The sequence below is a fragment of the Paracoccus kondratievae genome (genome assembly GCF_009301415.1).
GTDB classification, from domain to species: Bacteria; Pseudomonadota; Alphaproteobacteria; order Rhodobacterales; family Rhodobacteraceae; genus Paracoccus; species Paracoccus kondratievae.
This window is the reverse complement of record NZ_CP045072.1, coordinates 110,791-136,706: the sequence shown is the minus strand read 5'-3', so window position 1 is coordinate 136,706 and position 25,916 is coordinate 110,791. Positions and strand designations below refer to the sequence as shown.

25 protein-coding genes are annotated in these 25,916 nt (G+C 64.2%); 11 read left to right on the top strand and 14 right to left on the bottom strand.

Features of this window, described 5'->3' with window-relative positions:
• Positions 1–78: 78 nt before the first annotated feature.
• Together F8A10_RS00720 and F8A10_RS00715 are read left to right on the top strand one after the other, a co-directional pair.
• Positions 79–1,041, top strand: a complete 963-nt coding sequence (locus tag F8A10_RS00720) for a glycosyltransferase (protein ID WP_085502162.1) — start codon at positions 79–81, stop codon at positions 1,039–1,041.
• 9 nt (positions 1,042–1,050) lie between these two features.
• Positions 1,051–3,135, top strand: a complete 2,085-nt coding sequence (locus F8A10_RS00715) for an NAD-dependent epimerase/dehydratase family protein (protein ID WP_152366480.1) — start codon at positions 1,051–1,053, stop codon at positions 3,133–3,135.
• On the opposite strand, the gene F8A10_RS00710 is transcribed toward F8A10_RS00715, so the two are convergent.
• From F8A10_RS00710 to F8A10_RS00690, 5 genes are all read right to left on the bottom strand, one after another.
• On the bottom strand, positions 3,136–3,648 hold the full coding sequence (locus F8A10_RS00710; protein ID WP_085502207.1) for an AmiS/UreI family transporter: 513 nt from the start codon (positions 3,646–3,648) through the stop codon (positions 3,136–3,138).
• 135 nt (positions 3,649–3,783) lie between these two features.
• A complete protein-coding gene (locus tag F8A10_RS00705; protein ID WP_085502160.1) occupies positions 3,784–4,722 on the bottom strand; it encodes a hypothetical protein in 939 nt (312 codons plus the stop codon).
• Positions 4,723–4,814: 92 nt separating this feature from the next.
• A complete protein-coding gene (locus F8A10_RS00700) occupies positions 4,815–5,909 on the bottom strand; it encodes a DUF475 domain-containing protein (RefSeq protein ID WP_010397784.1) in 1,095 nt (364 codons plus the stop codon).
• A 134-nt stretch (positions 5,910–6,043) separates the two neighbouring features.
• Positions 6,044–7,474, bottom strand: coding sequence for a sensor histidine kinase (locus tag F8A10_RS00695; RefSeq protein ID WP_152366478.1), 1,431 nt, complete (start codon positions 7,472–7,474; stop codon positions 6,044–6,046).
• Positions 7,471–8,142, bottom strand: coding sequence for a response regulator transcription factor (locus F8A10_RS00690; protein ID WP_010397778.1), 672 nt, complete (start codon positions 8,140–8,142; stop codon positions 7,471–7,473). The genes F8A10_RS00695 and F8A10_RS00690 overlap by 4 nt, the downstream gene beginning before the upstream one ends.
• Before the next feature lie 79 nt (positions 8,143–8,221).
• Between F8A10_RS00690 and F8A10_RS00685 the strand changes: the two genes are divergently transcribed.
• From F8A10_RS00685 to F8A10_RS00665, 6 genes are all read left to right on the top strand, one after another.
• Positions 8,222–9,301, top strand: coding sequence for an ABC transporter substrate-binding protein (locus F8A10_RS00685; RefSeq protein WP_227493392.1), 1,080 nt, complete (start codon positions 8,222–8,224; stop codon positions 9,299–9,301).
• A 184-nt stretch (positions 9,302–9,485) separates the two neighbouring features.
• Positions 9,486–10,427 (top strand): Bug family tripartite tricarboxylate transporter substrate binding protein, encoded by a 942-nt coding sequence (locus tag F8A10_RS00680; RefSeq protein WP_029372301.1) that lies wholly within the window; start codon positions 9,486–9,488, stop codon positions 10,425–10,427.
• Positions 10,424–10,918 carry a tripartite tricarboxylate transporter TctB family protein gene (locus F8A10_RS00675; RefSeq protein WP_085502158.1) on the top strand — a complete coding sequence of 165 codons (495 nt, stop codon included), beginning with the start codon at positions 10,424–10,426 and terminating at the stop codon, positions 10,916–10,918. The genes F8A10_RS00680 and F8A10_RS00675 overlap by 4 nt, the downstream gene beginning before the upstream one ends.
• Before the next feature lie 3 nt (positions 10,919–10,921).
• Positions 10,922–12,439 carry a tripartite tricarboxylate transporter permease gene (locus F8A10_RS00670; protein WP_152366477.1) on the top strand — a complete coding sequence of 506 codons (1,518 nt, stop codon included), beginning with the start codon at positions 10,922–10,924 and terminating at the stop codon, positions 12,437–12,439.
• Between the two features lie 155 nt (positions 12,440–12,594).
• Positions 12,595–12,750: a hypothetical protein gene (locus F8A10_RS21015; RefSeq protein ID WP_010397767.1), complete on the top strand. Its 156-nt coding sequence runs from the start codon at positions 12,595–12,597 to the stop codon at positions 12,748–12,750.
• A 216-nt stretch (positions 12,751–12,966) separates the two neighbouring features.
• Positions 12,967–13,965 carry a glycosyltransferase gene (locus F8A10_RS00665; protein ID WP_152366476.1) on the top strand — a complete coding sequence of 333 codons (999 nt, stop codon included), beginning with the start codon at positions 12,967–12,969 and terminating at the stop codon, positions 13,963–13,965.
• On the opposite strand, the gene F8A10_RS00660 is transcribed toward F8A10_RS00665, so the two are convergent.
• The 7 genes from F8A10_RS00660 to F8A10_RS00630 are packed head-to-tail and all read right to left on the bottom strand — an operon-like array spanning position 13,962 to position 22,197.
• Positions 13,962–14,837: an alpha/beta hydrolase gene (locus tag F8A10_RS00660; protein WP_085502156.1), complete on the bottom strand. Its 876-nt coding sequence runs from the start codon at positions 14,835–14,837 to the stop codon at positions 13,962–13,964. The two genes, F8A10_RS00665 and F8A10_RS00660, sit on opposite strands and share 4 nt — an antisense overlap.
• Positions 14,834–16,450: an ABC transporter ATP-binding protein gene (locus F8A10_RS00655; protein ID WP_010397760.1), complete on the bottom strand. Its 1,617-nt coding sequence runs from the start codon at positions 16,448–16,450 to the stop codon at positions 14,834–14,836. The genes F8A10_RS00660 and F8A10_RS00655 overlap by 4 nt, the downstream gene beginning before the upstream one ends.
• A gap of 3 nt (positions 16,451–16,453) precedes the next feature.
• Entirely contained in the window at positions 16,454–17,272 is an 819-nt protein-coding gene (locus F8A10_RS00650) for an ABC transporter permease (RefSeq protein ID WP_010397757.1), read from the bottom strand.
• Between the two features lie 4 nt (positions 17,273–17,276).
• Complete coding sequence (locus tag F8A10_RS00645; RefSeq protein ID WP_010397755.1) at positions 17,277–18,257, bottom strand: ABC transporter permease; 981 nt, start codon at positions 18,255–18,257, stop codon at positions 17,277–17,279.
• Entirely contained in the window at positions 18,254–19,708 is a 1,455-nt protein-coding gene (locus F8A10_RS00640; RefSeq protein ID WP_152366475.1) for a carnitine 3-dehydrogenase, read from the bottom strand. The genes F8A10_RS00645 and F8A10_RS00640 overlap by 4 nt, the downstream gene beginning before the upstream one ends.
• Positions 19,705–21,264 (bottom strand): ABC transporter substrate-binding protein, encoded by a 1,560-nt coding sequence (locus tag F8A10_RS00635; protein WP_010397750.1) that lies wholly within the window; start codon positions 21,262–21,264, stop codon positions 19,705–19,707. Before F8A10_RS00635 ends, F8A10_RS00640 begins: the two co-directional genes overlap by 4 nt.
• 45 nt (positions 21,265–21,309) lie before the next feature.
• Positions 21,310–22,197 (bottom strand): BKACE family enzyme, encoded by an 888-nt coding sequence (locus F8A10_RS00630; protein ID WP_085502153.1) that lies wholly within the window; start codon positions 22,195–22,197, stop codon positions 21,310–21,312.
• Between the two features lie 87 nt (positions 22,198–22,284).
• On the opposite strand from F8A10_RS00630, the gene F8A10_RS00625 reads away from it, so the two are divergent.
• A complete protein-coding gene (locus F8A10_RS00625; protein WP_152366474.1) occupies positions 22,285–23,238 on the top strand; it encodes a GlxA family transcriptional regulator in 954 nt (317 codons plus the stop codon).
• 4 nt (positions 23,239–23,242) lie between these two features.
• Here the strand turns inward: F8A10_RS00625 and F8A10_RS00620 are convergent, their stop codons facing one another.
• Positions 23,243–23,503 (bottom strand): DUF1127 domain-containing protein, encoded by a 261-nt coding sequence (locus F8A10_RS00620; protein ID WP_085502152.1) that lies wholly within the window; start codon positions 23,501–23,503, stop codon positions 23,243–23,245.
• A gap of 104 nt (positions 23,504–23,607) precedes the next feature.
• Here F8A10_RS00620 and F8A10_RS00615 point away from each other — a divergent pair, with 104 nt between their 5' ends.
• Entirely contained in the window at positions 23,608–24,492 is an 885-nt protein-coding gene (locus F8A10_RS00615) for a LysR substrate-binding domain-containing protein (protein WP_152366473.1), read from the top strand.
• Here F8A10_RS00615 and F8A10_RS00610 read toward each other — a convergent pair.
• Positions 24,489–24,938: a PACE efflux transporter gene (locus F8A10_RS00610; RefSeq protein ID WP_010397736.1), complete on the bottom strand. Its 450-nt coding sequence runs from the start codon at positions 24,936–24,938 to the stop codon at positions 24,489–24,491. The genes F8A10_RS00615 and F8A10_RS00610 overlap by 4 nt on opposite strands.
• 83 nt (positions 24,939–25,021) lie before the next feature.
• Here F8A10_RS00610 and F8A10_RS00605 point away from each other — a divergent pair, with 83 nt between their 5' ends.
• Positions 25,022–25,915, top strand: a complete 894-nt coding sequence (locus F8A10_RS00605) for a LysR family transcriptional regulator (protein WP_152366472.1) — start codon at positions 25,022–25,024, stop codon at positions 25,913–25,915.
• The last annotated feature ends 1 nt before the right edge of the window (position 25,916 follow it).

Genomic DNA, 25,916 nt, shown 5'->3' with positions numbered 1-25,916 from the left:
GATAACGACAGGTCCTGCCGCATTGTAGAGCAAGCGGCGGCGCGGCTAGCTTCGCCGCAGCATCAGACCGGGGGAATCATGGGCGAACCGACACTTGGTGCGGTAGCCATCGGCCGCAACGAAGGCGACAGGCTCAGGGCCTGCCTGCGCTCGCTGGTGCCCCTGTGCCAGCGGGTCGTTTATGTTGACAGCGGATCGGGCGACGACAGCGTTGCCTTTGCCCGCAGCCTTGGCGTTACGGTGGTCGAGCTGGACCGCAACCGCCCATTCACCGCCGCCCGCGCCCGCAATGCCGGGTTCGAGGCGCTGCTGCAGGGCGGAGAGCTTGATCTTGTGCAATTCGTCGACGGCGATTGCCGGGTCGAGGCCGACTGGCTCGGGGCCGGTGCCGCCGCCTTGCAGGACGACCCCGAACTTGGCCTGGTGACCGGCTGGCGCTCTGAGATCCGCCCAACGGCATCTGTCTATAACCAGATGTGCGAGGTGGACTGGCACCGCCCCGCCGGCCCCATCGCCACCTGTGGTGGCGACATGATGGTGCGCGTCGCGGCCTTTCGTCAGATCGGCGGCTTTGACCCGGGCGTAATCGCGGCCGAAGACGACGAATTCTGCCTGCGTCTTGCCAAGGCAGGCTGGAAGCTGTTGCGCCTGCCCAAGCAAATGACCTGGCATGACGCCGACATGACCCGTTTTGGCCAGTGGTGGAAACGCACCATCCGCAATGGCCACGGCTTTGCGCAGGTCGGCGCGATGCACCCGCCGCATTTCCGCCGCGAAAAACTGCGGGTCTGGGTCTATGGGCTGGTGCTGCCACTGCTGTTCCTTTTGGGGCTATTTGTCAGCGGCTGGTTGTCAGTGGCTGTGCTGGCGCTTTACGCCCTGTCCTTCTGGAAGACATGGCGCGGACTAAAAGACCGGCCTATGGCGGTAGAACAGGCCGCGCTGCTGACGCTGGCCAAGATCCCCAGCCTTTGGGGAATGCTGACCTATTTCCGCCGCCGTCAGCGCGGCGATGACATGCATATTATCGAGTACAAATAGGGGTTTGCCATGACTTCGGAGCTGCGCGTCGGAATCATCGGGGCCGGCTATATCGCCTCGTGGCACGCCGATGCGATCAAGGCCGCGCCGGGTGCGCGCCTGGTCGCCGTCTGTGACCCGGCCGGCGACGCGGCCGGGGCACTGGCCGCCAGCCACGGCATCGCCGCCTTTACCGATCTGGACCAGATGATCGCGGCCGGAGTCTGTGACGTGGTTCATATCCTGACCCCTCCGAACCTGCATTGCGACCTGGCGGTGAAATGCCTGGGTGCAGGGCTGTATGTGCTGGTTGAAAAACCCGTCGCCCTGTCGGTGGCCGAAATCGACACCATGCGCGCCGCAGCCGATGCCGCTGGCCGTCAGCTTGGCGCCTGCCACAACTTTCTTGGCCTGCCCGGTTATGGCCGGCTCAGGCAGGCGGTGCAGGCAGGTGATCTGGGGCTGGTCTCAAGCGCACAGATCAACTGGGCACTGCCGCTGGTTCCGCTGCGCTCGGGTCCCTATGGGCTGTGGATGCTGCGCGAGACGCAGAACCTGCTGCGTGAACTGGGCCCGCATCCGTTTTCCTTTGCGGTGGACCTGTTCGGCCCACTTGAGATCGAACATGTCAGCCTTGGCCAATGGATCACCCTGCCCGGCGGCGACAAGCGCCCGCAAAGCTGGCGCATCCTTGCCCGCGCCGGTCAGGTGGATGTGACGATCAACCTGTCGCTGGTCGAAACCTTTGACGACCGCTCGGTCTGCCTGCGCGGCTCGGCCGGGATGGCGCGGCTGGATTATGCGGCGGACGCGCTGGTCATCACCCGCGACAACACCGCAGATCTGGTGCTGAACCCGCTGATCAAAGAGATGTCACGTGCCGGGTCGCATCTGCGCGAAGGGCTGCGCAATGCCTTCCGGCAGGCTGCATCCCTGAACCAGAAAAGCCCTTATGGTCTAAGTTTCCGCGCCACGATCTCGGCCTTTTACGACGGCATCCGCGCGGGCGAGCCTGATCCGCGCTTTGCCCCCGCATCGGCCCAAGACGTGATGCAGGGCATCGACGACGCGCTGGCACGCCTGCCCGCCCTGCCCGCTGCGCCGGCCCGCCCCGCCGGGATGCCGCAGCCCCGCGTCATGGTAATCGGCGGCACCGGCTTTATTGGCCGCAACCTGACCCGCAGGCTGGTTGAGCGTGGCCATGAGGTGCGCGTGCTGTCCCGCGGCGGGAACGGACCCTTTGCCGACTTGGCCGATCACGTCCAGACTGTCGGCGTTTCGCTGCGCGACGAGGACGCGCTGACCGAGGCGATGCAGGGTATGGACTGCGTTTTCAACCTTGCAAAATCGACCGACAAAAGCTGGCAGGCCGCGCTGGAGAACGACGTCGCCACGACCGAGCATATCGGCCGCGCCGCGCTTCGCGCAGGGGTCGGGCGCCTGATCCACACCGGCACCATCGCCTCATATGATATGTCCGACCCTGCCCGTACGATCACCGAGGCGACCGATTTCGGCGAAATGGAAAGCCGTAACATCTATGCCCGTTCAAAGGCCGAGGGCGAACGACGGTTGCTTGCCATGCAGGCGCAGGGCCTGCGGCTGGTCATCGCCCGTCCCGGCATCGTGCTGGGCGACGGCGGTCCGTTGCAGCATTGGGGCATCGGGCGCTGGCATGGCGCCGGTGCGGTCAGGCTGTGGGGCAATGGCCGCAATATCCTGCCCTTTGTGCTGGCCGATGATGTCTCGGACGGGCTGATCGCGATGATGGAACGCGACGAGGCCATCGGCGAAAGCTTCAACCTGATCGGTGAGCCGATGTTTACCAGCCGCGACTATTTCAAGGCCATCCATCGCCGCACCGGGGCCAGGATCGGGGTCAGCGGCTCAAACCTGACTGCGCTATGGCTGGTCGATGCAGCGAAACAGGGGCTCAAACGCTACGCCCTGCGCCGCCGTGACGCCGCACCCGCATCCCGCGCGGATTGGAAGTCACGCGGCCATCTGTCGCCTTTCGACAACGCCAAGCCCAAGCGCCTGCTGGATTGGCAGCCCGAAAGCGACCGCGAGGCCTTCTGGCGCCGCGCCATAGATGAGGCGCATCTGTTCTGGTGATCAGATCAGCCCATCAAGCAGCAGAAACCCCGGCAGCCAGCCGGTAAAGATCCCCGCCAGCAGCGTGACCCACGCCGTCTGGCGCTGGATCGGCCGGCCAAGTGCCAGCAGCATGAAGTACATAAACCACAGAACACCCCAGACAGCCCAGTTAGCGGCCAGCCACAGTTCGGTCCCCGAACCTGCCGCCGCAAGTGCGCGCAGGAAAACCGGCACAGTGGTTACGGCAACGAACAGGCTGAACCAGCCAAGCCCGCGCCCGTCGACACCGCTAAGCCGGTTATAGGCGACCCACAGGTAGGTGGTGCAGAACAACAGGCTTAGCGCGCCATTGCGGATGCTGGCGGCGCTGGCGCCCGCGCCAAAGGCGTCATGCAGCACCGCCGCCCCTGAAACCAGCGCGGTGATAATGTTGATGACGACGATCTCACGATCGGCAATACGGCCCATCAGCCACAGCCCGTTCAGAAACAGAACGGCACCGACATAGAACAGCACGAACCCGGTAAGCATCGAACCTCCTGCGCAGGGCTGACCGCCGATCGGGCAGTTGCCCGCCATGCAATCAGTCATGCCTGCCAAGAAGGCAGAATCAGCGCCGGATCAACGGGATTATTTTCAATCCAGCGTAAAATCAGCGTTCGGATTTCATGGATTAATGCCAGTCAAAGGCTCGGCCAGGACCACTTCCCACACCAGTTCCTGCATGCGCCGCGCCAATTCCGGCGAAGGCGCATCGGCGGGGGTGCCATCGGCACGCAGCAACTGATGCGGCAGGCCGACCGGGCTTTTGCCGTAAAGCACCGCATAATGGGTCAACGCCACCAGATAGATGCCCAGATCATTAGGATGGATCGTATCAAGCGAGCCGTCGGGATTGCGGGCAAAAAGATCCTCGCGCGAGGTCAGCTCAGCGATACCGCCCGCCTCGGCCTCGGCCACCAGACGCGCCATCACCTGCCCGGCGGGGATCAGCCAGACCGGTCTGCCCGCCGCCCGCGTGGCGGGCCAAAGCAGTCCGGGCTTCCACATGGTTTCCAGATCATCTGGCAGACGCCCCAACCATTCGGGCCGATCGTCCAGCGCATGCCAGCTTTCATACAGAAAGATCTGGGTATCGGGATTGCCTGCCGCGGCCTCGGCCGCCCATTTCCCCGCGTGTGCACTGCTGTCTTTGTAACGCAGCGCATCCTTGAGCCGCACCATCTCGGTCATGACAAAGGCGTCGTATTCCCCCGATTTCAGCGCCTCATGCGCATCACGGTAATGCGGGGTGGCGTTCTCTTGCTCAAAACCGCTGATCGCCCCGCTACCCTGAAAATGTTCGCTCAGCGCCGTGCCCCAGCCCAATTGCAGCGCATAATCATGCCCCTGCCCGGCCAGTTGCGCCAGCATGGCCGGCATGTCGCGCCCCACAAGGCTGTGGCCCAGATGATAGACCCGCAACGGCCCCGATGGCAGCACCCGGCCAGACTGGTAAAGCGCCTGCACATCGGCATCGTCATCCGCCGCTGCCCGTTGCACATGACGCCAGTAAAGCAGCGCCGCCACGGCAATCACGACCAGAAAAGCAACCAGATAGCGCATGTCGCCCCCGTCCCGAACCAGTGACAGGATAGCAAAAGGGCCGCCACCCCGAAAGGCGGCGACCCCGAAAGGCATATATGAGGCGGGGCGTTTTAGCCCTCGGCCTCGGAGTTTTTGCGGTTCCAGCGGATCGAGGACCAGAGCGAGATACCGATCAGCGTCGCGCCGCCAAGACCAGTCACGACCTCCGGGATATGCACGAGCGGTTGCACGAACATGATCACCGACAGGGCGACGATTGCATAAAAGGCGCCATGTTCCAGAAAGCGGTATTCGGACAGCGTCCCGCGCTCGACCAGCATGATGGTCATCGAGCGGACATACATCGCGCCGATACCCAGACCGATGGCGATGACGAACAGGTTGTGGGTCAGCGCAAAGGCACCGATCACCCCGTCAAAGCTGAATGAGGCGTCCAGAACCTCGAGGTAAAGGAACGCGCCCAGACCGCCCTTGGCCCCGGCCTGCAAGGTCTGCTGCGAACTGTCCAAAAGACCGCCCAGCACCTCGACCAGCAAAAAGGTCAGAAGGCCCCAGATCGCGGATTGAAAGAACACCTGCGATTCGGCCCCCTCCAGAAAGCGCGAAAAGATCAGCACCGTCACCAGCACAACCGCGACCTCGATGCCGCGGATGGTGGCATAGCGCTGCATGCGGTCCTCAAGCCAGCGGACCCAGTGCACATCCTTTTCGTGGTCAAAGAAGAAGCTCAGGCCGACCATCATCAGGAAGGTGCCGCCAAAAGCCGCGATAGGCAGATGGGCATCCTGCATGATCCGGGAATATTCGTCGGGCTGGGTCGCAGCCAGGATCATCGCCTGCCACGGGCCGATATTGGCAGCAATGACGACGATCAGCAGCGGAAAGATCACCCGCATGCCGAAAACCGCGATGACGATACCCCAGGTCAGAAAGCGGCGCTGCCACTTCGGGGTCATCTCTTTCAGCTTGTTGGCGTTGACGATAGCGTTGTCGAAGGAAAGCGAGATTTCCAGCACCGCAAGCACGGCACAGATAAAAAAGACCGTCAGTGCACCACCGACAGTACCTGTGGTCTGCCATCCCAGCACCGCGCCAAGCGCGAGACCAAGGAAGGTGACAATGAACGACCATTTGAAATATTGCAGGGTCGGACGATGGGTTCCATTCGTCGAGCCCGCCGCAGACGGGGTGTTTCCTTGCTGCATGTCAGAACAAGATCCAGGCGGCTGGTAAAAGATCGATGCCGACATCACGAACGTGCCGCCACGTCCGCCAGAGGGGCCCGGACATCAAACTGCGTTCACGAGGACGCGAACGGGCGAAAGATGGCGAATCACAGTCACGATTGCAAGGGTTTCCCATCAATCGCGGCATTTTCCTGCGCGAAGAATTCGCTCGCCAACACCGGCAAGGCGATCTGCGCCAGCAGCCCACCACCGCCCGCGCCTTCGCCCAAAGTCAGCCTGCCCCCGAAAAGACTGGAAATTTCCAGCGCCACCGGCAGGCCCAGCCCCATGCCCGGCCCGGTCGTCTCACCCCGGCTGAAACGGCTGACGGCGGCGGCACGCGCCCCGGTCGGGATGCCGGGGCCGTTGTCCTCGACCTCCAGAACCGCCGCGCCGCCGTCGCGCCTGACGCGGACAGTCACCACCGCCGCCCGTCCTGCGTGAAGCAGCGCGTTCGAGATCAGGTTGCTCAGTGCCTCGCCCAGCAACAGGGGTTCGGCCCGGACCAGCAACGACCCCTCGCCCTCAAAGCCAAGGTCGATCCCGGCCTCGGCTGCGGCGGGGATATGTTCGGCGGTCAGATCGCGTGCCAGAGCCACCAGATCCAGCGGGGCGGCCAAAGCCGCGCCCTCGGCGGTATCCACCCGAGCCAGCAGCAAAAGCTGGGCAAGGATACGTTCTGCATGTGCCACCGCGGCATCGCCCTTGGCGGCGGCGGCCTGCGCCTCGGGCAGGGTCGCGGCCCGTGCCGCCAGCGCCAGCTGGGTGCGTACCACAGTCAGGGGCGTTCTGAGCTGATGCCCGGCATTGCCGGTGAAATTGCGCATCCCGTCCAGCGCCGCCCCCAGCCGGCGCATGAACCCGTTGACCGTCCCGACCAGCCCGCGCACCTCGGATGGCACCTGCGTCCCGATCGGGCTCAGGTCATCGGGGCTGCGGGCCGCGATCTCTTCGCTCAGCCGGTAAAGCGGGCGCAGGGACAGGGTCACCGCGATCCAGACGATCAGCGCCGCCCCGGCAATCATCAGCCCCAGCCGCAGGGCCGAGCGCATCAGGATTGCCCGCGTCAGTTCGCGCCGGGCATTTGTGGTCTCGGCCACGGTGACCACAAAGGGCACCTCGTCGATCCCGGTCGAGGCGGCACGGGCAAGGCTTGCCACCCGCACCGGCTCGCCCCGGAAAACATCATCGGCATAGGCCGGTCCGCTGCCCGGACGCGCCGGTGCCATGGGCAGATCGCCATAGCCGGTGACGATATGGCCCGGCGGACCGTCGACGCGGTAAAACACCCGGTCCTGCGCGGCGGAACTTAGCATCTCCAGCGCGCCATAAGGGATCTCGATGGCGATACGGCCGTTTTCGTCAAGCGAGGCGCGCTCGGCAATGACAAGGGCCGAGCCCGCCAGCACCCGGTCGGCCAGCGCGTTGGCCATGCGCACCGCCTCGCGCCAGGTGTCGATCAGGGCCGCCGTTCCCAGCACCAGCGTCGCCAGCAACAGCCACGCAAGCAGGCGGCGACGCAGGGAAAAGGGCCGCCGGATCAAGGCGCCGCCCGGTCAAGGAAATAGCCGATGCCGCGCGCGGTGCGTACCGTCAGCCCGGCCGGAGCCAGCCGCTTGCGCAGCCGGCTGACATATTGCTCGATCGCATTCGCGGACAGGTCATCCTCAAGCGAGGTCAGCGACTGCACAATGGCGTCGCGCGTCACCACCTTGCCGGCGCGCATGATCAGCAGCTCCAGCAACCCGCGTTCCCGCGCCGGCAGGTCCAGAGGCTGCCCCGCCAGCATGAAGCTGCGTGCCGTCTGGTCCAGCACCAGATCGCCAAAGCTGACGGTCGAGTTGCGCAGCCCCGCCTGACGCCGCAGAAGCGAGCGGATGCGGGCCTCGAACTCTCCGATGTCAAAGGGTTTGATCAGGTAGTCGTCGGCGCCAAGGTCAAGGCCGCGCACCCGCTCTTCGGGCGCGCCACGGGCGGTCAGGATCATCACCGCCGCCGGGTTGCGCCGCGCGCGCATTGCCCGCAGGACCTCCAGCCCGTCCATCTGGGGCAGGTTCAGATCCAGGATCACCAGATCAAAGCTTTCCGCCGCCGCCAGCGCCTCGGCCGAGGCCCCGTCATGGACCACATCCACCGCATAGCCTGACTGCCGCAAAAGGGCGGTCAGCCCCTCGGCCAGCGACAGGTTGTCCTCGACAAGCAGGATGCGCATGGTTTCCCCCCTTGCGACGCACCCTAGCGGCGCAAGGCAGACTTGTGAACGGCCCACCGCTTTGGCAAAGTCGCAGATCATGCGCCTGTTCGACCGTATCATGCCAGCCATCGCCACGGCACTTACGCTGTGGGCAGGCGGCGTGTCCGCGCAGGTTACCCTGTTCCCGGCCCCCGACGATCAGACGCAAGAGCTGTCGATCTATTCCTCGCTCGACAATGATCTGGCCGCACCGCTGATTGCGGCCTTTCAGGCCCGGCACCCGGACGTCACGGTGCGTTATGAAAACCTGCTGACGACCGAGCTGCACGACCGCATCGTGGCCGAGACCAGATCAGGCACAGGAACGGCGGATTTTGCCTTTTCCTCGGCCATGGATCTGCAGGTCAAACTGGCCAACGACGGCTATGCCCGCGCGGTCGAGACCCCGGACACGCCCGACTGGCCCGATTGGGCAAACTGGCGCGACACCGCCTATGCGCTGACCTTTGAACCCGCGGTCTTTGCCTATCACAAGCCCAGCTTTGCCGGGCGCGAACCTCCGGCCACACGCGCCGATCTGATGCGCTGGATGGCCGAACACCCGGCCGGGGCGCGGGGCCGGATCGGCACCTATGACGTGGCGCGCTCGGGCGTGGGCTATCTGTTTCTGGCCCGCGATCAGGAGCTTTATCCAAATATCTGGTCGGTGGTGCGTGCCATGGGCCGGGCAGAGGTGCAGCAATTCCCGACCTCGGCCGATCTGCTGGAACGGATCGCCGACGGACGGCTGGCGGTGGGCTATAACCTGCTGGGCTCATATGCCGCCGACTGGGCGCGGCGCCATCCCGACGTGGGTGTGATCCTGCCGCGCGACTTTACTGTCGTCGTCTCACGCGTGGCGCTGGTGCCTGCGGCGGCGCGTCAGCCCGGGCTTGGCGCGGATTTCCTGGCCTTTCTGATGTCGCCCGAGGGGCAGGGCCTGCTGTCACGTACTCTGCGGCTGTCAGCGGTCAGCCTTGAGGTCTCGGGCCAGCCGGGACCGGCGGGCGGCATGCAGGATCTGGCCGGGCTGCGGCTGAAGCCGGTGCCGGTCAGTCCCGGCCTGCTCGCCTATCTGGATCAGGCGACACGGGCGAGCCTGCTTGGCCGCTGGAACAGTGCTTTGGCCGGGCAATAGCGCCGACGACGATTTTCGCCACCATGTCAGGTCCATGACAGCTTTCTGTGCTGGAAAGGTGACAGGACCCGCCTGCGCGCGGGTTCAGGAGGACGTCCGCATTCCGGGAGAAATGCGGGCCAAAGCCAGAAAAACGAATGATGGGACCGGCGCCGATGCGTCCGGCCCGATGCGGAGGAAGACCATGAAGCAATTCGTTCTTGCCAGCCTGTTTGCGGCGGCCACTGCCCTGCCGGCCATGGCCGATTACACCATCATCGCGCCCGCCAACCCCGGCGGCGGCTGGGACCAGACCGCGCGCACCATGCAGACCGTGATGCAAGAAGAAGGCATCTCGAAATCGGTGCAGGTACAGAACGTGCCCGGCGCCGGCGGCACCATCGGGCTGGCGCAATTCGCCAACCAGAACAAGGGCAACCCCGACACGCTGATCGTCGGCGGCTATGTCATGGTCGGCGCGATCCTGACCAACAATTCGCCCGTTTCGCTTAAGGATGTGACGCCCATCGCCCGCCTGACCGGCGAATATGAGGCGATCGTGGTTCCCGCCGCCTCGCCCATCCAGGACATCAACGGCCTGGTCGAGGCGCTGAAGGCTGATCCCGGCGCGGTCAGCTGGGCCGGTGGCTCGGCCGGTGGCACCGACCATATCGCCGTTGGCCTGATCGCCAAAGCCGCAGGCGTCGATCCGACCAAGATCAACTACATCGCTTATTCCGGTGGCGGCGAGGCTCTGGCCGCGATCCTTGGCAATCAGGTGACTGCGGGCATTTCCTCTCTGGGCGAGTTCGAGGCCCAGATCCAGGCTGGCACCCTGCGCCTTCTGGCCGTCACCTCGCCCGAGCGGCTTGAAGGCGTCGATGCCCCGACCCTGCAAGAGGCCGGTCTGGACGTCACGCTTGAGAACTGGCGCATGGTCGCCGCTGCCCCCGGCCTGAGCGACGAGCAAAAGGCCAAGGTGACCGCCGATGTCGAAAAAATGGTGAAATCCGAAAACTGGCAGAAACAGCTGGCCGACAAGGGCTGGATGGACACATATCTGGCCGGTCCCGAATTCGAGGCCCAGCTTGAAAAAGACGTGGCCGCGACCGGCGCCATCCTCAAGGACATCGGTCTGGTGAAATGAGCGTATCTCGCCATGAACCGCCGCGCCGCCGTGATACGGCGGCGCTCATCGTCGCCGCCGGTCTGGTGGTGATCGGGGCCGTGCTGCTGTGGGACAGCAGCCGGCTTGCCGATCTGGGCGGCTATTCGGGCGTCGGCCCGGCCAGCGTGCCGCGCGTGGTGGGCGTGGCGCTGATCGGTCTGGCCATCTGGACCGCCGTCGAGGCCATGCGCGGCGATTTCCCCTTGCGTGCACCACAGAACATCCCGCCGGTGCTGTGGATCGTGGCGGGTCTGGCGGCACAGCTGATTCTGCTGAATGTAGCGGGCTTTTCCATCGCCACGGGGCTGCTCTTTGCCTTTACCGCCCGGGCCTTTGGCAAGCGCAATCTGGCCATGACCATCCCGATCGGCATCGCCGTTTCCTTTGTGGTCTGGACGATTTTCTCGCAACTTCTGATGCTGCACCTGCCTGCCGGGCCGCTTGAGCATCTGGTCTTTCCGCGGGGCTGAGCGATGAGTGCATTCGAATTTCTGCTGCAAGGCCTGGCCACGGCCGCCGACCCGATGATGCTGCTTTACGCACTGGTCGGGGTGACGCTTGGGACCGCTGTCGGCGTTCTGCCCGGCATCGGCCCCGCGCTGACCGTGGCGCTGCTGTTGCCTGTCACCTATCGGCTGGACCCGGCCGGATCGCTGATCATGTTCGCCGGCATCTATTACGGCGGCATGTACGGCGGCTCGACCACCTCGATCCTGCTCAACACCCCGGGCGAAAGCGCCTCGATCATCACCGCGCTCGAAGGGAACAAGATGGCCCGCAAGGGGCGCGGCGGCCCCGCGCTGGCCACCGCCGCCATCGGCTCATTCATCGCCGGGCTGATCGCGACGCTGCTGCTGGCCTTTCTGGCACCCACTATCGTCAAGGTGGCGCTGGTTTTTGGTGCGCGCGAATATTTCGCGCTGATGGTGCTGGCCTTTGTCACCGTCTCGGCCGCATTTGGCGATTCTGCCCTGCGCGGGCTGACGTCGCTGTTTCTGGGGCTGGCGCTGGCCTGTGTCGGTATCGACCAGCTGACCGGACAGGCACGGCTGTCCTTTGGCGTACCCGAATTGCTTGACGGTATCGAGGTCACGACCATGGCCGTCGCCATGTTCGCCGTGGGCGAGGCATTGTTCATCGCCGGTCAGCGCGTGCAGGTCGATGAGGAGGTCACAGCGGTCCGCGGCTCGATCTGGATGAGCCGCAAGGACTGGGCCCGCTCGTGGAAACCGTGGCTGCGCGGCACGTTCATCGGCTTTCCCATCGGTGCCATGCCTGCAGGCGGGGCCGAGATCGGCACCTTCCTGTCCTATGCCGCCGAGAAAAAGCTGACCAGACACCCCGAAGAGTTCGGCCACGGTGCAATCGAGGGCGTTGCCGGTCCCGAGGCCGCGAACAACGCCAGCGCCGCCGGTACCCTGGTGCCGCTGCTGACGCTGGGCCTGCCGACCTCGGCCACCGCGGCGATCATGCTGGCCGGGTTCCAGCAGTTCGGCCTGCAACCGGGACCGCTGCTGTTTGCCACCAACCCGACGCTGGTCTGGGGGCTGATCGCCTCGCTTCTGATCGCGAACGCGATGCTTCTGGTGCTGAACCTGCCCATGATCGGTCTGTGGGTCAAGCTGCTCAAGGTGCCGAAACCGTGGCTCTATGCGGGCATCCTGCTGTTTGCCACGCTGGGCACCATCGGGGCCAACCCCTCAAGCTTTGAACTGGGGCTGTTGCTTGCCTTTGGTGTGCTTGGCTATCTGATGCGGCTCTTTGGCTATCCGATCGCGCCGATCGTTGTCGGCCTGATCCTTGGCCCGATGGCCGAGCAGCAGTTGCGCCGGGCCTTGTCGATCAGCCAGGGCGACTGGCTTTACCTGATCCAGTCACCGATCGCGGCCACCCTGCTGGCCATCGCCGCACTGGCGCTGATCGTACCGCTGATCCTGCGCGCACGCGGCAAGGGCGAGATGCTGAGCCAGCTTGCCGCCGAAGAGGACTGATCCAAAGGACCAGCCCTTTTTCCGAACCAAGGCCGCCCGCCATGTCCTGACCGCATGGCGGGCTTGCCATTTTGCTGCGTTGCAGAACAGCCGTCATGGCCCCATCTGTCTGGTGTCGACAGTTCGACAGATTCACATGACACACAGGCCGTAAAATGCACCGCGCCCTTCACTCGCTTACCTCGGTTCTTTCGACCATCCGGGCCGCCATCGCCGTCGCCTCGGCGACCGAGGCACATCGTCACCCCGCCGCCGCAGACCTGCGCCGTCTGGGTATCGACGAAGCCCGCTTTGCCAAGATCCATCTCTGATACCTTGCCGAAAGGCGCGGCGCCCTCTGGCGCCCGCGCCTGACAGGCACCGCCGGGCAGTTCCCCCGGTCAAAGGGACAGGGCGTAACATCTGCATATCACACAAATGCAGGTGCCCGAGCTTGTTCCCGGGACGATCATCCGGTATCTATCCCCGGCAATACGGTCCGGGGCGCAGTGGCAGCCGTGGGCGTAGCCCTGAACAGCAAGCCGGATATGCGTCCCACCCACGATCCGCCCGCCACATCAGCCTTGTCCCGCCAGACCATCGCCGCGCTTGTCGTCACCCACAACCGGCTTGACCGGCTGCGCGAGACGCTAACGCGACTGCTTGCCGAGGATCTGGATCAGATCCTTGTTTTTGACAACGCCTCGGGCGACGGTACGCGCGACTATCTGGACGCAATGGACGATCCGCGGCTGATCGTCATACATCACCCTGAAAATCTTGGGGGCGCAGGCGGTTTTTCCCGTGGCCTGCGCCTGTTGGTCAAAGGTTACGACCCTGACTGGGTTGTTCTGATGGATGACGACGGACGCCCCGCTCCCGGCCAGATCGCCCGTTTTCGCAGCCTTGATCTAAGCGGCTGGGACGCGCTTGGCGCCGCGGTGCTGACACCTTCGGGTGAGGTGTGCGAGATGAACCGCCCCTATCGCAACCCGTTCTGGCACCTGCCCGAGTTTCTGCGCACCCTGACCCGGGGCCGCAAGGGCTTTCATCTGGGTAATGACAACTATCGCGCCGATGCCGCGCCGGTCGGGATCGACATGACCTCATTTGTCGGTCTGTTTCTGTCGCGCGCCAGCATTTCCCGCGCCGGATATCCCGATGAGCGGCTGTTCATCTATGGCGACGACCAGCTTTACACGCTGGAAATGCGGCGCAAGGGGCTGCGCATCGGCTTTTTGCCCGCGGTCCGGTTTGAGCATGACACCGGCTCGATCCAGCCCGGCGGGCATCTGGTGCTGCGCCCGCTGTGGAAGGTCTATTACATGTACCGCAACGCGCTTATGGCCTATCGCGTGGCGGCGGGGCCCTGGTTCTGGCCATTGCTGCCAGTGCTGGCGCTGAAATGGCTGCGGCAGGCACGTCGCTATGGCCCCGACGCGGGGCGCTATCGCACAATCCTGCGGCAAGCCTTCATGGACGGGCTGTTGCGCAGGCTGGACCGGCCGCATGCCCAAGTCGTCGCGATGGCGGAAAAGCCGGACTAACCGCGCACCGCAAACCGCATGATCGCCGACAGGATGGCCTGAAAGCTGCGCCGCGCCCGGTCGCTTTCGCGTCGGGCACGCAGATAGCCATGAGGCAATTCAGGCTCATTGCGCCACTCGGCGGCAACACCAGCCGCGCGCAGCCGCTGCACATAATCCCGTGCGTCATCGCGCAGGGGATCGACATCGGCGCTGACGACAAAAGCAGGGGCTACACCGGCCAGATCCTCGACCTGCAGGGGCAAAGCCAAGGGATCAACCGGCCCATCGCCATGCAAGGCCGCGTGATAGGTGGCCAGATCCTCGGTCCGTAGCAGCGGCGCCCCGGCATTTTCGCGATAAGAGGGCGCGCTGCCATCTCCGCCAAGCCCCGGATAGATCAGCACCTGCCCCAAGGGCTGGCGCTGCCCGCGCCGCGACAGGCACAGCGCAGCGGAAAGCATCCCACCCGCACTGTCGCCCGCGATCACCGCCGGACGGTCCAGAGCATCCCAGACAGCCTGCACGTCCTGGATCTGGGCTGGCCAGCGATGTTCGGGCGCAAGGCGGTAGTCGATGGCGATAACCTGCAGGCCGGTCGCATCGGCGATTTCGGCACAAACATCGTCATGGCTGTCCAGCCCGCCGACCACAAAGCCGCCGCCATGCACATAGACGACCGAAACCGCGCTATCCGCACCATAAACGCGGCAGGGCACGCCGCCGATACGGCGATCCCCGACCACAAGGCCCGGAGGGCGCGGGCCGCGAAAGACCGCGCACATCGCGTCGTAAAAGCGGCGGTTATCAGCGGCGCTGGCGCCATTCGCCTCGGGCGGATAGGCGGCCTCGGTCCGGGCGATAAAGCCTAGCACCTGCGGGTCCGAAATCATGGCTCATCACCTGCAACACGGCCCTCGGCGATGCGGTGGGTCAGCCAATCCGGGTCCATCTGCGGAACCGATGCCAGCAGTTCGCGCGTGTAATCATGGCGCGGCGGGTCCAGAACGTCGGGCTTGGGACCGCGATCCATGACCCGGCCACCCTTCATCACCACCACCTCATCGGCAATGGCGCGCACCGTGGCAATGTCATGGGTGATGAACATATAGCTGACCCCGGTTTCGTCCTGTACCTTGCTGAGCAGGCGTAAGATCCCCTCGGCCACCAACTGGTCAAGGGCGCTTGTCACCTCGTCGCAAATGATGAACTCGGGGTCGGCGGCCAGGGCGCGCGCAATGCCGATACGCTGCTTTTGCCCGCCCGACAGCTCACCCGGCAGGCGGTCCAGGAAACGCGCGGGGTCCAGCTCGATCTGCTCCATCAGCTCCATCAGCCGGGTCTCGCGCGCCTTTCCGGTCAGGCCCAGATAGAACTGCAAGGGGCGCGACAGGATCTGACGGATGGTCTGGCGCGGGTTCAGCGCCGTATCGGCCATCTGATAGATCATCTGCACCGCCCGCTTTTGCTCAAGCGTGCGCTGCGCGAGACGCGGCGGCAAAGCGGTACCGTTCAGCGAGATGCTGCCCAGCCGCGGCGGCAGCAGCCCGGTGATGACCCGCGCCGTTGTCGACTTGCCCGAGCCGGATTCGCCCACCACTGCCACCGTTGCCCCGCGCGGGATGTCAAAGCTGACGTCCGAAAGCACATCTAGCGTGGAATAGCCCGCCGTCACCTCGCGGATACTGATCGCCGGCGCGCTGGCCTGAGGCAGGGCACGCTCGGGCCGGCGGAACTCGCGCACCGCCCAAAGCGAGCGGGTATAGTCCTGCTTTGGTGCCCCGATCATCTGACGGGTCGGGGCCTCTTCGACCTCGCGGCCGTGGCGCATGACCTTGATGCGATCGGCCATCTGGGCCACCACCGCAAGGTCATGGGTGATATAGATGGCCGCCGTTCCGGTTGTCTCGACCGCCTCGCGGATCGCGGCAAGAACGCCGATCTGCGTGGTGACGTCCAAGGCCGTCGTCGGCTCGTCAAAGACGATCAGGTCAGGCTTGCAGGCCATCGCCATGGCGACCATCGCCCGCTGCAACTGCCCGCCCGAGACCTGATGCGGAAACCGCAGGCCGAAATGTTCGGGATCTGGCAGATGCATTGCGGCGTAAAGCTGGCGGGCAAAGTTTTCAGACTCTGCACGGCTTGCTGTGTGATGGATCGCCGGCCCCTCGCAAAACTGGTCAAGCAACCGCCACGCCGGGTTGAAACTGGCCGCCGCAGACTGCGCAACATAGGCAACGCGGCGACCGCGAAAGGCGCGGCGCTGGCGCTCGGGCAATTGCAGCAGGTCGGTGCCGTCAAAAAGCACCCGCCCGCCCGCAAAACGCAGCCCGCCCTGGACAAAACCCAGCGCAGCAAGACCCAGCGTCGATTTCCCCGCGCCGGATTCGCCGATCAGGCCGACCACCTCACCCCGTGCCACCTTCAGATCGACGCCGTGCAGAATCGGGGTCCAGCCTTCCTCGCCCCGCGCCTCGACCTTCAGGTTTTCGATGTTCAGCAGCATGGTTCAGTCCTTCAGACCCGAGGCGCGGTGCAGCATCCAGTCCACCACGAAATTGACCGAAACCGTCAGCACCGCGATGCAGGCAGCCGGCAAGAGCGGGGTGATATCGCCAAAGGTGATCAGCGCCGCATTGTCGCGCACCATCGCACCCCAGTCCGCCATGGGCGGCGGCAGGCCAAGTCCCAGAAAGGACAGGGCCGAGATGGTCAGAAAGACAAAGCAGAAGCGCAAGCCGAATTCGGCAATCAGCGGGGCCGAGATATTGGGCAGCACCTCACGCGTGATCGTCCACCAGATACCCTCACCCCGCAGATGCGCGGCCTCGACGTAATCCATCACCATGACATTCATCGCCGTGGCCCGGGCAAGGCGAAAGACCCGGGTGGAATCCAGAACTGCAACCACCGCGATCAGGTTCATCACCCCCGGCCCCAACGCTGAAAGCGCCAGCAGCGTCAGGATCAGCGCGGGCACCGCCATCAGCACATCGACGAGGCGCGACAGCACCAGATCGACCCAGCCGCCCAGCGCCGCCGCCAAAAGCCCGGCGATGGCCCCGATACCAAAGGCCAGCGCGGTCGTGACCAGCGCGACGCCCACGGTATTGCGCGCGCCCCAGATCAGCCGCGACAGCATGTCCCGGCCAAGCGTGTCGGTGCCAAAGGGATAGGTCGCGCTCCACGGTTCGAACTGCGCGCCGACGATCTGCGCCTCGCCATAGGGGGCGAACAGCGGCGCAAAAAGTGCAATCACCGCATAGGCAAGGATGACCAGCACCCCAAGGATTGCCGTCGGCGGCATGGTTTTCAGCATCCGCATCATGGCGTCACCTCGGATGCAGCAGGCGCGGGTTCGTGGCGATTGCCAGAACATCGGCCAGCAGGTTCAAAAGGATATAGACGGCGGCAAAGATCAGCGCACAGGCCTGAACCACCGGAATGTCGCGGTTGGTGACACTGTCCACCATCAGCTGGCCCAGTCCGGGATAGACAAAGACCACCTCGACAATGACGACGCCGGTGATCAGCCATGCGATGTTCAGCGCCACCACATTGACGATCGGGGCAAGGGCGTTCGGCAGCGCGTGCCGCGTCACCACCCTCCAGCGCGAAACACCCTTGAGCCGTGCCATCGTCACATAGGGCGCACCCAACACGTTGACGACGGCCGCCCGCGTCATGCGCATCATATGCGCGGTCACCACCAGAACCAGCGTGATCGCGGGCAGGAAGGCGCGGCTCAGCATCTCGCCCAGCCGGGGTGAGGCGCCGGGATCAGCGATCGAGGGCAACCAGCCCATACGGACCGACAGCCAGAACATCAGGATATAGGCGATGAAGAATTCGGGAAACGAGATCGCCGAAAGCGTCGCCACATTGGCGATGCGGTCAAACCAGCTGCCGCGCCACAGGGCGGACAGCAGGCCAAGCCCCACCGCCACCGGCACCGCGATCACAGCGGCATAGGCGGCAAGAAACAGCGTATTGCCCAGCCGCGCCGCCAAAAGTTCGGCCACCGGCCTGCCATTGGCGAGCGAGCGGCCAAAATCGCCCGAAAGCACGCCCCCGACCCAGTCGAGATAGCGCCAGATCAGGGGCTGATCGAGGCCAAGTTCGCGCCGGAAAGCTGCAACCGTCTCGGGCGTGGCGGACTGGCCCAGCACCTGCTGGGCGATATCGCCGGGCAGCAGGCTGACGGCCAGAAAGATCAGCACCGAGATGACGAACAGTGTAAACACCCCGATGCCCAGCCGCCCCACGATCATCCGCAGGATGGGCCGCTGTCGCCGGGCAGCGGGGGCGCTCATGCCGTTGCCTCCTTCTGGCGGACAGAACGGATGCCCGCGCCGGCATGGTCGGGATGGGGGGCCGTATCCTGCGCCGCCACCCGGTCAAGCGCCTCAAGCAGCGTGAGCGGCATCGGGATGGTGCGCCCCTCGTCCGTATCGACATGCAAGAGCATATGCTCACCCGTCGCGGCCTCGGTCCCGTCCTCGCGCAGGATGGCGTGATGCAGACGGAACCGCTTGGCGTCATGCCCCAGCAGCCGGGTCTCGACCGTCAGCAGCTCGCCGGCCTTTACCTCGGCCAGATGGCGGATATGGGTTTCAACCGTATAGGCCGACCGACCCTGCGCACGGTATTCCGCATCCAGCCCGATATGGATCAGAAAGGCATCGGTCGCGTCACCCAGCACCTGAAGATAACGGAACTCGGTCATATGGCCGTTGTAATCGACCCAGCCACCGGCGACGCGGGCCTGATGAAGACGCAGGGGATAGCCTTCGGCCCGGGCCGGGGCGCGCGCATAGAAACCGTCCTCTTGCGCCCGGACAGTCTGGCCGACGCCCCAGTCATTGGCCTTGAGCGCATGAAAGATGCCGACAAGGTTGTCGTCACGGATCCGCTCTAGCTCGCGGATACTGTGATGACCCGATTGCGCGTCGGATTGACCGGCGATGCGGTCGATCAGCGCGTCATCAAGGTCGGGCACATCCATCAGCTTGGTCCAGGGCCATTTCAGCGCCGGGCCGAACTGGCCAAGGAAATGACGCATCCCGGCTTCGCCCCCGGCGATGCGATAGGTCTCGAACAGGCCCATCTGCGCCCAGCGCAGACCAAAGCCAAAACGGATGATATCGTCGATCTCTTCGGTGGTTGCGATACCGTCATTGACCAGCCACAGGGCCTCGCGCCAGACCGCTTCCAGCAGGCGGTCACCGATATGGGCATCAATCTCGCGCGCGATCCGGACCGGCTTCATGCCGATAGCGGTCAGGATTTCGCAGGCGCGGGCCGCCGCCTCTCCGCCACCCACGACCTCGACCACCGGCAAAAGATAGACCGGATTGAAAGGATGGGCGACAAGGATACGATCAGACAGACGCGCACCCTGCCGCAGTTCCGAGGGTTTGAAACCCGAGGTTGATGAGCCGATCAGCGCCGTTTCAGGCGCGGCATCCTCGATCTCGGCAATGATGCGATGCTTGAGATCCAGCCGCTCGGGCACGCTTTCCTGAATGTAATCGGCTTCCCGGACCGCCTCGGCCACCGAGCCCGCCCAATGGATGCGCCCCGGCCGGGGCAAAGGTGCCTGAAACAGCGCCTCCCATGCCCGGGTTGCGTTCGCCAGCACCTCTGCGATGATGCGCTGCGCCTCGGGGTGGGGATCATAGACCGCGACATCATAACCCGAGAGGATAAAGCGGGCGATCCAGCCCCCGCCGATGACTCCGCCGCCGATTGCCGCAATCTTCATGCCTGCCACCACCGTTCCACGATCTTCCAGCCATCGAGGAAGCGGTTCGACGCCACCTCGCCATGCGCGACCTTGTCATTGGCCACGTCGATATAGTTCACAAAAATCGGGATGATCGTCCCGCCATCCTGAGAGACCAGCCCCTGCATTTCGCGATACATCTCGGCGCGCAGGCTTTCATCCAGTTCGGCCCGCGCCTTTAGCAGCAGCTCGTTGAAACGCTGGTTATCCCAGTGGCTTTCGTTCCATTCGGCCCCTTTGGCATAGACAAGGCTGAACATGTCATCCTCGGTCGGGCGACCGTTCCAGTAGCTGACGCAGAAGGGCTTTTTCAGCCAGACATTCGACCAGTAGCCGTCGTCCGGCTCACGCTTGACGGTCAGGTCGATGCCCGCCGCCTTGGCCGATTGCTGGAACAGCTGCACCATGTCGAGCGCCCCGACCGAGGCCGCGTCCGAGGCCGAGATCTCGACCTTCAGGCCCTCCATCCCCGCCTGTTTCAGGTAATGCCTGGCCTTATCCGGATCATAGCTGTTCTGGGCCAGATCGGCGGCATAAAAGCGGTTTGCCGGAGCGATGGGGCTGTCATTGGCGATCTGGCCATGACCGCGCAGCACCTTGTCCAGAACCTCTTGCCGGTCGATGGCATATTTCAGCGCCAGCCGCACATTCGGATCGGTAAAGGGCCCCTGATCACAGAACATCGGCATGGTGTAATGGGCGGTGCCCGTCACCTCGACCAGCTGCAGGCCGGGGCGGCGCTGCAACAGGTGCAGCGTGGCCAGATCAGGCGAGTTGATGACATCGACTTCGCCCGTCATCAGCGCATTCTGGCGGGCGGTGGCGTCGTTGATGGTCAGCAACACCGCCTCGTCAAACCAGGCGCGGTCGGGTTTCCAGTAGTCATCGCGGCGCTTCAGCGTGATGCGCACGCCCGGCTCAAAGTTTTCCAGCACATAGCCGCCGGTTCCCAGGCCGGACTGCCAGTCCAGCGTGCCATCCTCATTCGCGGGCATGATGACAAAGTGATAATCCGAGGTCATATAGGCAAAGTCGGCATTGCCCGAGACCAGTTCAAAGATCACCACATTGTCGCCGTCAGCACGGATATCCTTGACCTGTTCAAGCGAGCCCTTGGCACCGGATTTGGTCTGATCGCCGCGGTGGTGGTTGAACGAGGCGATAACATCCCGCGCCGTCAGCTTGCGCCCGTCGGAAAAGGTCACGCCGTCCTTCAGCCGGAAGGTCCAGACACGGGCCTCGGCATCCGGCTCGAACTCGGCCAGTTCGGGGACGGCACGGCCCTTGGCGTCGATCTCGACCAGGTTGTTGCAGACCGCCAGCATCGCCGTCACCACCGGCCCCGCCGCGTAGGTCGCAGGGTCCAGCGTGTCCGAGGTCGCGCCGCCCAGATGGCCGATGCGCAGCCTGCCGCCACGCTTGGCCGTTTGGGCATATGCGCCGCACGGCAGGATCAGCCCCGCCGCAGCCATCCCCGCCGCGCCGGCCAGAACCCCGCGGCGGGTCAGCCCTTGCCTCGTCAGATTGATACTCATGATGGACCCCCTGTCTTGATGTTATGAATTGGTTCGGTCTGTGGCTCAGCGCCGGGTCAGTTTCAGCTTTTCGCGCACCTCCTGCGGTCCAAGGATCCGGCAGCCCATGGCGGTCAGGATGGTGGTCGCACGCTCGACCAGATCGCCGTTACTGGCCAGCACACCCTTGTCCAGCCAGATGTTGTCCTCAAGCCCGACCCGGACATTGCCGCCGGCCAAAGCGGCCTGTGCCACATAAGGCAGCTGCATCCGCCCGATCGAGAACATCGAATAGACCCAGCCGGGCGGGATGTTGTTCACCATCGCCATCAGGCTGTTGGGATCAGATGGCGCGCCATAGGGGATACCCATACACAGCTGGATCATCACCGGATCGTCAATCAGCCCCTCATCGACCAGCGTCCTGGCAAGCCACAGATGGCCGGTGTCAAAAACCTCGATCTCGGGGCGGACACCCGCGGCCTGAATGCGTGCAGCCATGGCGCGCAGGGTGCCGGGGGTGTTCGTCATGACGTAATCGGCTTCGGCAAAGTTCATCGTGCCGCAGTCAAGTGTGCAGATCTCGGGCAGCAACTCTTCGACATGCACCAGACGCTCACTTGCGCCGACGATGTCGGATTGCGGCGACAGGGGCAGGGGCGCTTCGGCCGAGCCAAGCACGATATCGCCGCCCATCCCCGCCGTCAGGTTCAGCACCACATCGACATCGGCCGAGCGCACACGGTCCACCACCTCGCGGTACAGCGCGGGATCGCGCGACGGGGCGCCGGTTTCAGGGTTGCGCACATGTACATGGGCAATGGCCGCGCCCGCTTTCGCCGCCTCGATGCAGGAATCGGCGATTTCTTTGGGCGTGATCGGCACCAGATTCGATTTCTTGTGGCTCTGACCCGAACCCGTCACCGCACAGGTGATGAAGACGTCACGGTTCATTAGTAACTCCGGCAATTTATGGCTTGGAAATCAACGTGACAGCAAATTTGCTGGCATGATTGGCTGATTTCGCCATAATCTTTGCCTATGCCGTCAAAATCTCCGCTGCATCTGACCTTTCTGCTGTTCGATGGATTTTCGAACATGGTGCTGGCCAGCGCCATCGAGCCCCTGCGGGCGGCGCGCGACCTTTCGGGGCAGCGGCTGTTTTCCTGGCAGATCACATCGCTTGACGGAGGGCCGGTGACCAGTTCGTCGCGGCTGGCGATCTCGGTCGATCTGCCGCTGGATCGGGTAGGGGCAACGGATGCGCTGATTCTCGTATCGGGCTACGGAATGCGCGACCATCTGCAGCGCGATTCGGCGCAGGCAGTACTGCGCAAGGCACGTGGCCTGCCGGTCGTGGGTGGTATCGATACCGGGGCCTGGCTGCTGGCACGGCTGGGGCTGCTTGCCGGACGCCGCGCCGCCATTCACTGGATGGAGCGTGAGGCGCTGGCCGAGGCATTTCCAGAAATCACAGTGGTTCCAGACCCTTATGCCACCGATGGCAATATCGTCACCTGCGGAGGCGCGCAAAGCGTGCTCAGCTGGTCGTTGGACCTGATCGGCGCGCAGGCAGGTGAGGCGCTGCGCTTTGACGTGGCGAATATGTTTGGCCGGGTCATGGGACGCAGCACCGACCCGGTCGAGTGGCAATTGCCCAGCCGGATGACTGACAGCGCGCTGCCACCTTCGCTGCAGCGCGCCATCGTTGCCATGCGTGAGACGGCCGAGCAGCCGTTGCCCCTGCCCCGGATTGCCGAGCGTGCGGCCCTGTCCACGCGCAGCATGGATCGGCTTTTTCACGCCCATCTGGGCCTGTCGGCAGGCGGATATTACCGGCAGATCCGGCTGTCCCACGCCCGGGCACTGGCTTTGGAAACCCGGCTGACGCTGGGCGAAATCGCCTCGCGTACCGGGTTTTCATCAGCAGCGACCCTGGCGCGGGCCTATCGCCGCGCTTTTGGGGAAACGGTGCGCAAAAGCGCCCCGCGCTAAGGTGCTACCAAAGGTGACGACGCAGAGCGTCGCCCTCTTGCGGGGCCGGAGTGGTATCGCTGCGTGCATCAGACGCGCCGATATCGCGCAAAAGATGGGGCGGCAGTTCGGCCAGCGCCTTGCGGGTTTCGGGATGATCCAGCGCCGCCATGCGATCAGGGCATGAGGATAGGCCGGGCTTATCCCGGCGCAATACACCGAACAGCATCCTGGCCAGTCCCGAGAACAGCGGACGTTGACGCTCGCATGCAAGATTGTCGGACATTTAAGTCCTCCTTTCGGTGATCGTTATTGAACAATGACCTGATCATGCTAGGTTTCCTCGACGATGGCCAACAAAGCCTCAGTACGCTTTCATAAGGCAGGCTTATGTCTATTCCCCCGCTTGCCGCCCTGCGCGCCTTTGAGGCGGTGGCGCGGCACCTGAGCTTTACCCGCGCCGCACAGGAGCTGGGCATGTCCCAGGCGGCAGTCAGCTATCAGATCCGCCTGCTGGAAGAGCGGCTGGGCATGCCGCTGTTTCTGCGCAAACCGCGCGGAATCACCCTGACCGAAACGGGGGCATTGTTTGCCCGCCCGACCATTGATGCCTTTGACATGCTGCGCGAGGCTTTTGCCGATCCTTCGGCAGATTCGGTCTCGACCCTGTCGATCTCGACCGTGCCGACTTTTGCCGGGGCCTGGCTGTCGCCGCGGCTGGGCAAATTCCAGATGAACCACCCCAACCTTGCCGTCAGACTGGAGACCAGCGACAATCTGGTCGATTTCGGGCGCGAGGATATCAGCGTGGCGATCCGCGCCGGTGACGGAGACTGGCCCGGGCTGGAATCACATTTCCTTATGTCGATCGAGTACACGCCCATGCTGTCGCCTGAACTGGCGAAAAAGCATGACCTGCGTGAACCCGCCGATCTGCTGAAACTGCCGCTGCTGGATCGGGTTGACCCGAACTGGGCGGTGTGGATGCGCGCGGCAGGGGTGGATTTCTGGGAAACGCCGCCGCGCCCCGGCCTGACCCTGTCGACAGACCTGCACGAGGCGCGGGCGGCGCTGGAGGGTTACGGCGTGGCACTGCTGACGCCGCGCTTTTTCCGGTTTGAGCTGGCAACAGGCAGCCTGATCCAGCCCTTTCCGCTGGTGGCACAGAACGGCCGCAGCTTTTGGCTGGTCTATCCCAAAGGCCGCCGCAACCGTCCCGCTATCCGCAAGTTCCGCGCCTTTCTGCTGGACGAAATATCCTGCGATCCGGCCTAGGCCGGCTGACCCTGCCCGGGCCGGTGATCGTGGGGCAACGGAAACAGCCGGTCGTAAGCGATGTTAAAGACAAAGTTATAGACCAGATAGAACGCCACGATGAACAGATCGAGCATGAGCGTCTGCCACAGCGTCATGCCCAGATACCACGCCATCGGCGGCAACAGCATGATCAGCAAACCCAGCTCGAACAGCATCGTATGCAACAGGCGGTGGTGAACCGCCTTTTGGACATGCCCGACCCAGCGCCGCATGGCATGGTCGAAACCAAGGTTGAAGACAAAATTCCAGACCGTCGCCGCCGTCGCCGCGCCCACGCCGACGACGCCCATGTCGAGCATCGGTTTGTCATAGATCCAGGCGGTCAGCGGGGTGACAATCACCAGACCGATCAGCTCGAAGCTGATGGCGTGCCGTACGCGGTCTGGAAAACTGCGCATCGTCATAATGATTCCTCGTTATTGCTTGATGCGCTTTCTATCTGTATTTCCCGGAGTACCAAGTTAGATACCATCTGATTTTCTGATAGATGACTGTCACACTGGATCAATTGCAGGCTTTTGTCGCCACCGCCGAAAGCGGCTCGTTCTCGGCCGCCGGACGGGTGCTGCGCAAGGCTCAGTCGGCAATCAGCACACAGGTATCGAACCTTGAAGACGACCTTGGGATCGAACTTTTCAGCCGCCAGGGCCGCAACCCGGTCCTGACCCCGGCCGGCGAACGGCTGCTTGCCGAAGCACGGGTGGTGCTGGACCGGCGCGAGCATCTGATTGGTGTCGCCGCCAGTTTCACCGCCCATGTCGAGCATCGGCTGGTCGTTGCCGTGGACGAGCTTTATCCGGAAAAGCCTCTGGCTGCACTATTTGCCGATTTCGCCGCCCACTTCCCGCATGTAGAGCTGGAGCTGCTGTTTCCGATGATGGAGGACGTCAGCCGGCTGGTGCTGGATGGCAAGGCCGATATCGGCGTGATGTGGCGGCAGGAGATTCTGCCGGCCGAGATCGGCTTTCACACGCTGGGCTGGGTGCCGCTGCAACTGGTCTGCGGCAAGAACCACCCTTTGGCCAATGGCGCGATTGATTTCGAAGAACTCAAGCGACACCGCCAGCTTATGGTTGCGGTCCGCAGCGAAGGCCCGGAAAAACAGCGCCTGCGCACCGCGGCCGAGGTCTGGTGGGTCGAAAGCCACTGGGTGATCCTGCAACTGGTCCGGCAGGGTATCGGCTGGGCTTTGGTCCCTGACCATATCATCGAGAACTCTCCCGTCCGCGAGGATCTGGTCATACCGCCGCTGCGTTTTGACGGGGCCGACTGGCCGGTTGCGCTGGAGATGGTCTGGCACAAGCAGCGGCCCAGCGGACCGGCGGCGCGATGGTTGCGCGAACGCTTTGCCGCCATGCGCATCAGCGGCCTGCCGGGTTAAG

Coding starts and splice junctions, on each gene's coding strand:
- F8A10_RS00720 (WP_085502162.1), top strand. CDS start 79: ATGGGCGAACCGACACTTGGTGCGGTAGCCATCGGCCGCAACGAAGGC.
- F8A10_RS00715 (WP_152366480.1), top strand. CDS start 1,051: ATGACTTCGGAGCTGCGCGTCGGAATCATCGGGGCCGGCTATATCGCC.
- F8A10_RS00710 (WP_085502207.1), bottom strand. CDS start 3,648: ATGCTTACCGGGTTCGTGCTGTTCTATGTCGGTGCCGTTCTGTTTCTG.
- F8A10_RS00705 (WP_085502160.1), bottom strand. CDS start 4,722: ATGCGCTATCTGGTTGCTTTTCTGGTCGTGATTGCCGTGGCGGCGCTG.
- F8A10_RS00700 (WP_010397784.1), bottom strand. CDS start 5,909: ATGCAGCAAGGAAACACCCCGTCTGCGGCGGGCTCGACGAATGGAACC.
- F8A10_RS00690 (WP_010397778.1), bottom strand. CDS start 8,142: ATGCGCATCCTGCTTGTCGAGGACAACCTGTCGCTGGCCGAGGGGCTG.
- F8A10_RS00685 (WP_227493392.1), top strand. CDS start 8,222: ATGCGCCTGTTCGACCGTATCATGCCAGCCATCGCCACGGCACTTACG.
- F8A10_RS00680 (WP_029372301.1), top strand. CDS start 9,486: ATGAAGCAATTCGTTCTTGCCAGCCTGTTTGCGGCGGCCACTGCCCTG.
- F8A10_RS00675 (WP_085502158.1), top strand. CDS start 10,424: ATGAGCGTATCTCGCCATGAACCGCCGCGCCGCCGTGATACGGCGGCG.
- F8A10_RS00670 (WP_152366477.1), top strand. CDS start 10,922: ATGAGTGCATTCGAATTTCTGCTGCAAGGCCTGGCCACGGCCGCCGAC.
- F8A10_RS21015 (WP_010397767.1), top strand. CDS start 12,595: ATGCACCGCGCCCTTCACTCGCTTACCTCGGTTCTTTCGACCATCCGG.
- F8A10_RS00665 (WP_152366476.1), top strand. CDS start 12,967: ATGCGTCCCACCCACGATCCGCCCGCCACATCAGCCTTGTCCCGCCAG.
- F8A10_RS00660 (WP_085502156.1), bottom strand. CDS start 14,837: ATGATTTCGGACCCGCAGGTGCTAGGCTTTATCGCCCGGACCGAGGCC.
- F8A10_RS00655 (WP_010397760.1), bottom strand. CDS start 16,450: ATGCTGCTGAACATCGAAAACCTGAAGGTCGAGGCGCGGGGCGAGGAA.
- F8A10_RS00650 (WP_010397757.1), bottom strand. CDS start 17,272: ATGATGCGGATGCTGAAAACCATGCCGCCGACGGCAATCCTTGGGGTG.
- F8A10_RS00645 (WP_010397755.1), bottom strand. CDS start 18,257: ATGAGCGCCCCCGCTGCCCGGCGACAGCGGCCCATCCTGCGGATGATC.
- F8A10_RS00640 (WP_152366475.1), bottom strand. CDS start 19,708: ATGAAGATTGCGGCAATCGGCGGCGGAGTCATCGGCGGGGGCTGGATC.
- F8A10_RS00635 (WP_010397750.1), bottom strand. CDS start 21,264: ATGAGTATCAATCTGACGAGGCAAGGGCTGACCCGCCGCGGGGTTCTG.
- F8A10_RS00630 (WP_085502153.1), bottom strand. CDS start 22,197: ATGAACCGTGACGTCTTCATCACCTGTGCGGTGACGGGTTCGGGTCAG.
- F8A10_RS00625 (WP_152366474.1), top strand. CDS start 22,285: ATGCCGTCAAAATCTCCGCTGCATCTGACCTTTCTGCTGTTCGATGGA.
- F8A10_RS00620 (WP_085502152.1), bottom strand. CDS start 23,503: ATGTCCGACAATCTTGCATGCGAGCGTCAACGTCCGCTGTTCTCGGGA.
- F8A10_RS00615 (WP_152366473.1), top strand. CDS start 23,608: ATGTCTATTCCCCCGCTTGCCGCCCTGCGCGCCTTTGAGGCGGTGGCG.
- F8A10_RS00610 (WP_010397736.1), bottom strand. CDS start 24,938: ATGACGATGCGCAGTTTTCCAGACCGCGTACGGCACGCCATCAGCTTC.
- F8A10_RS00605 (WP_152366472.1), top strand. CDS start 25,022: ATGACTGTCACACTGGATCAATTGCAGGCTTTTGTCGCCACCGCCGAA.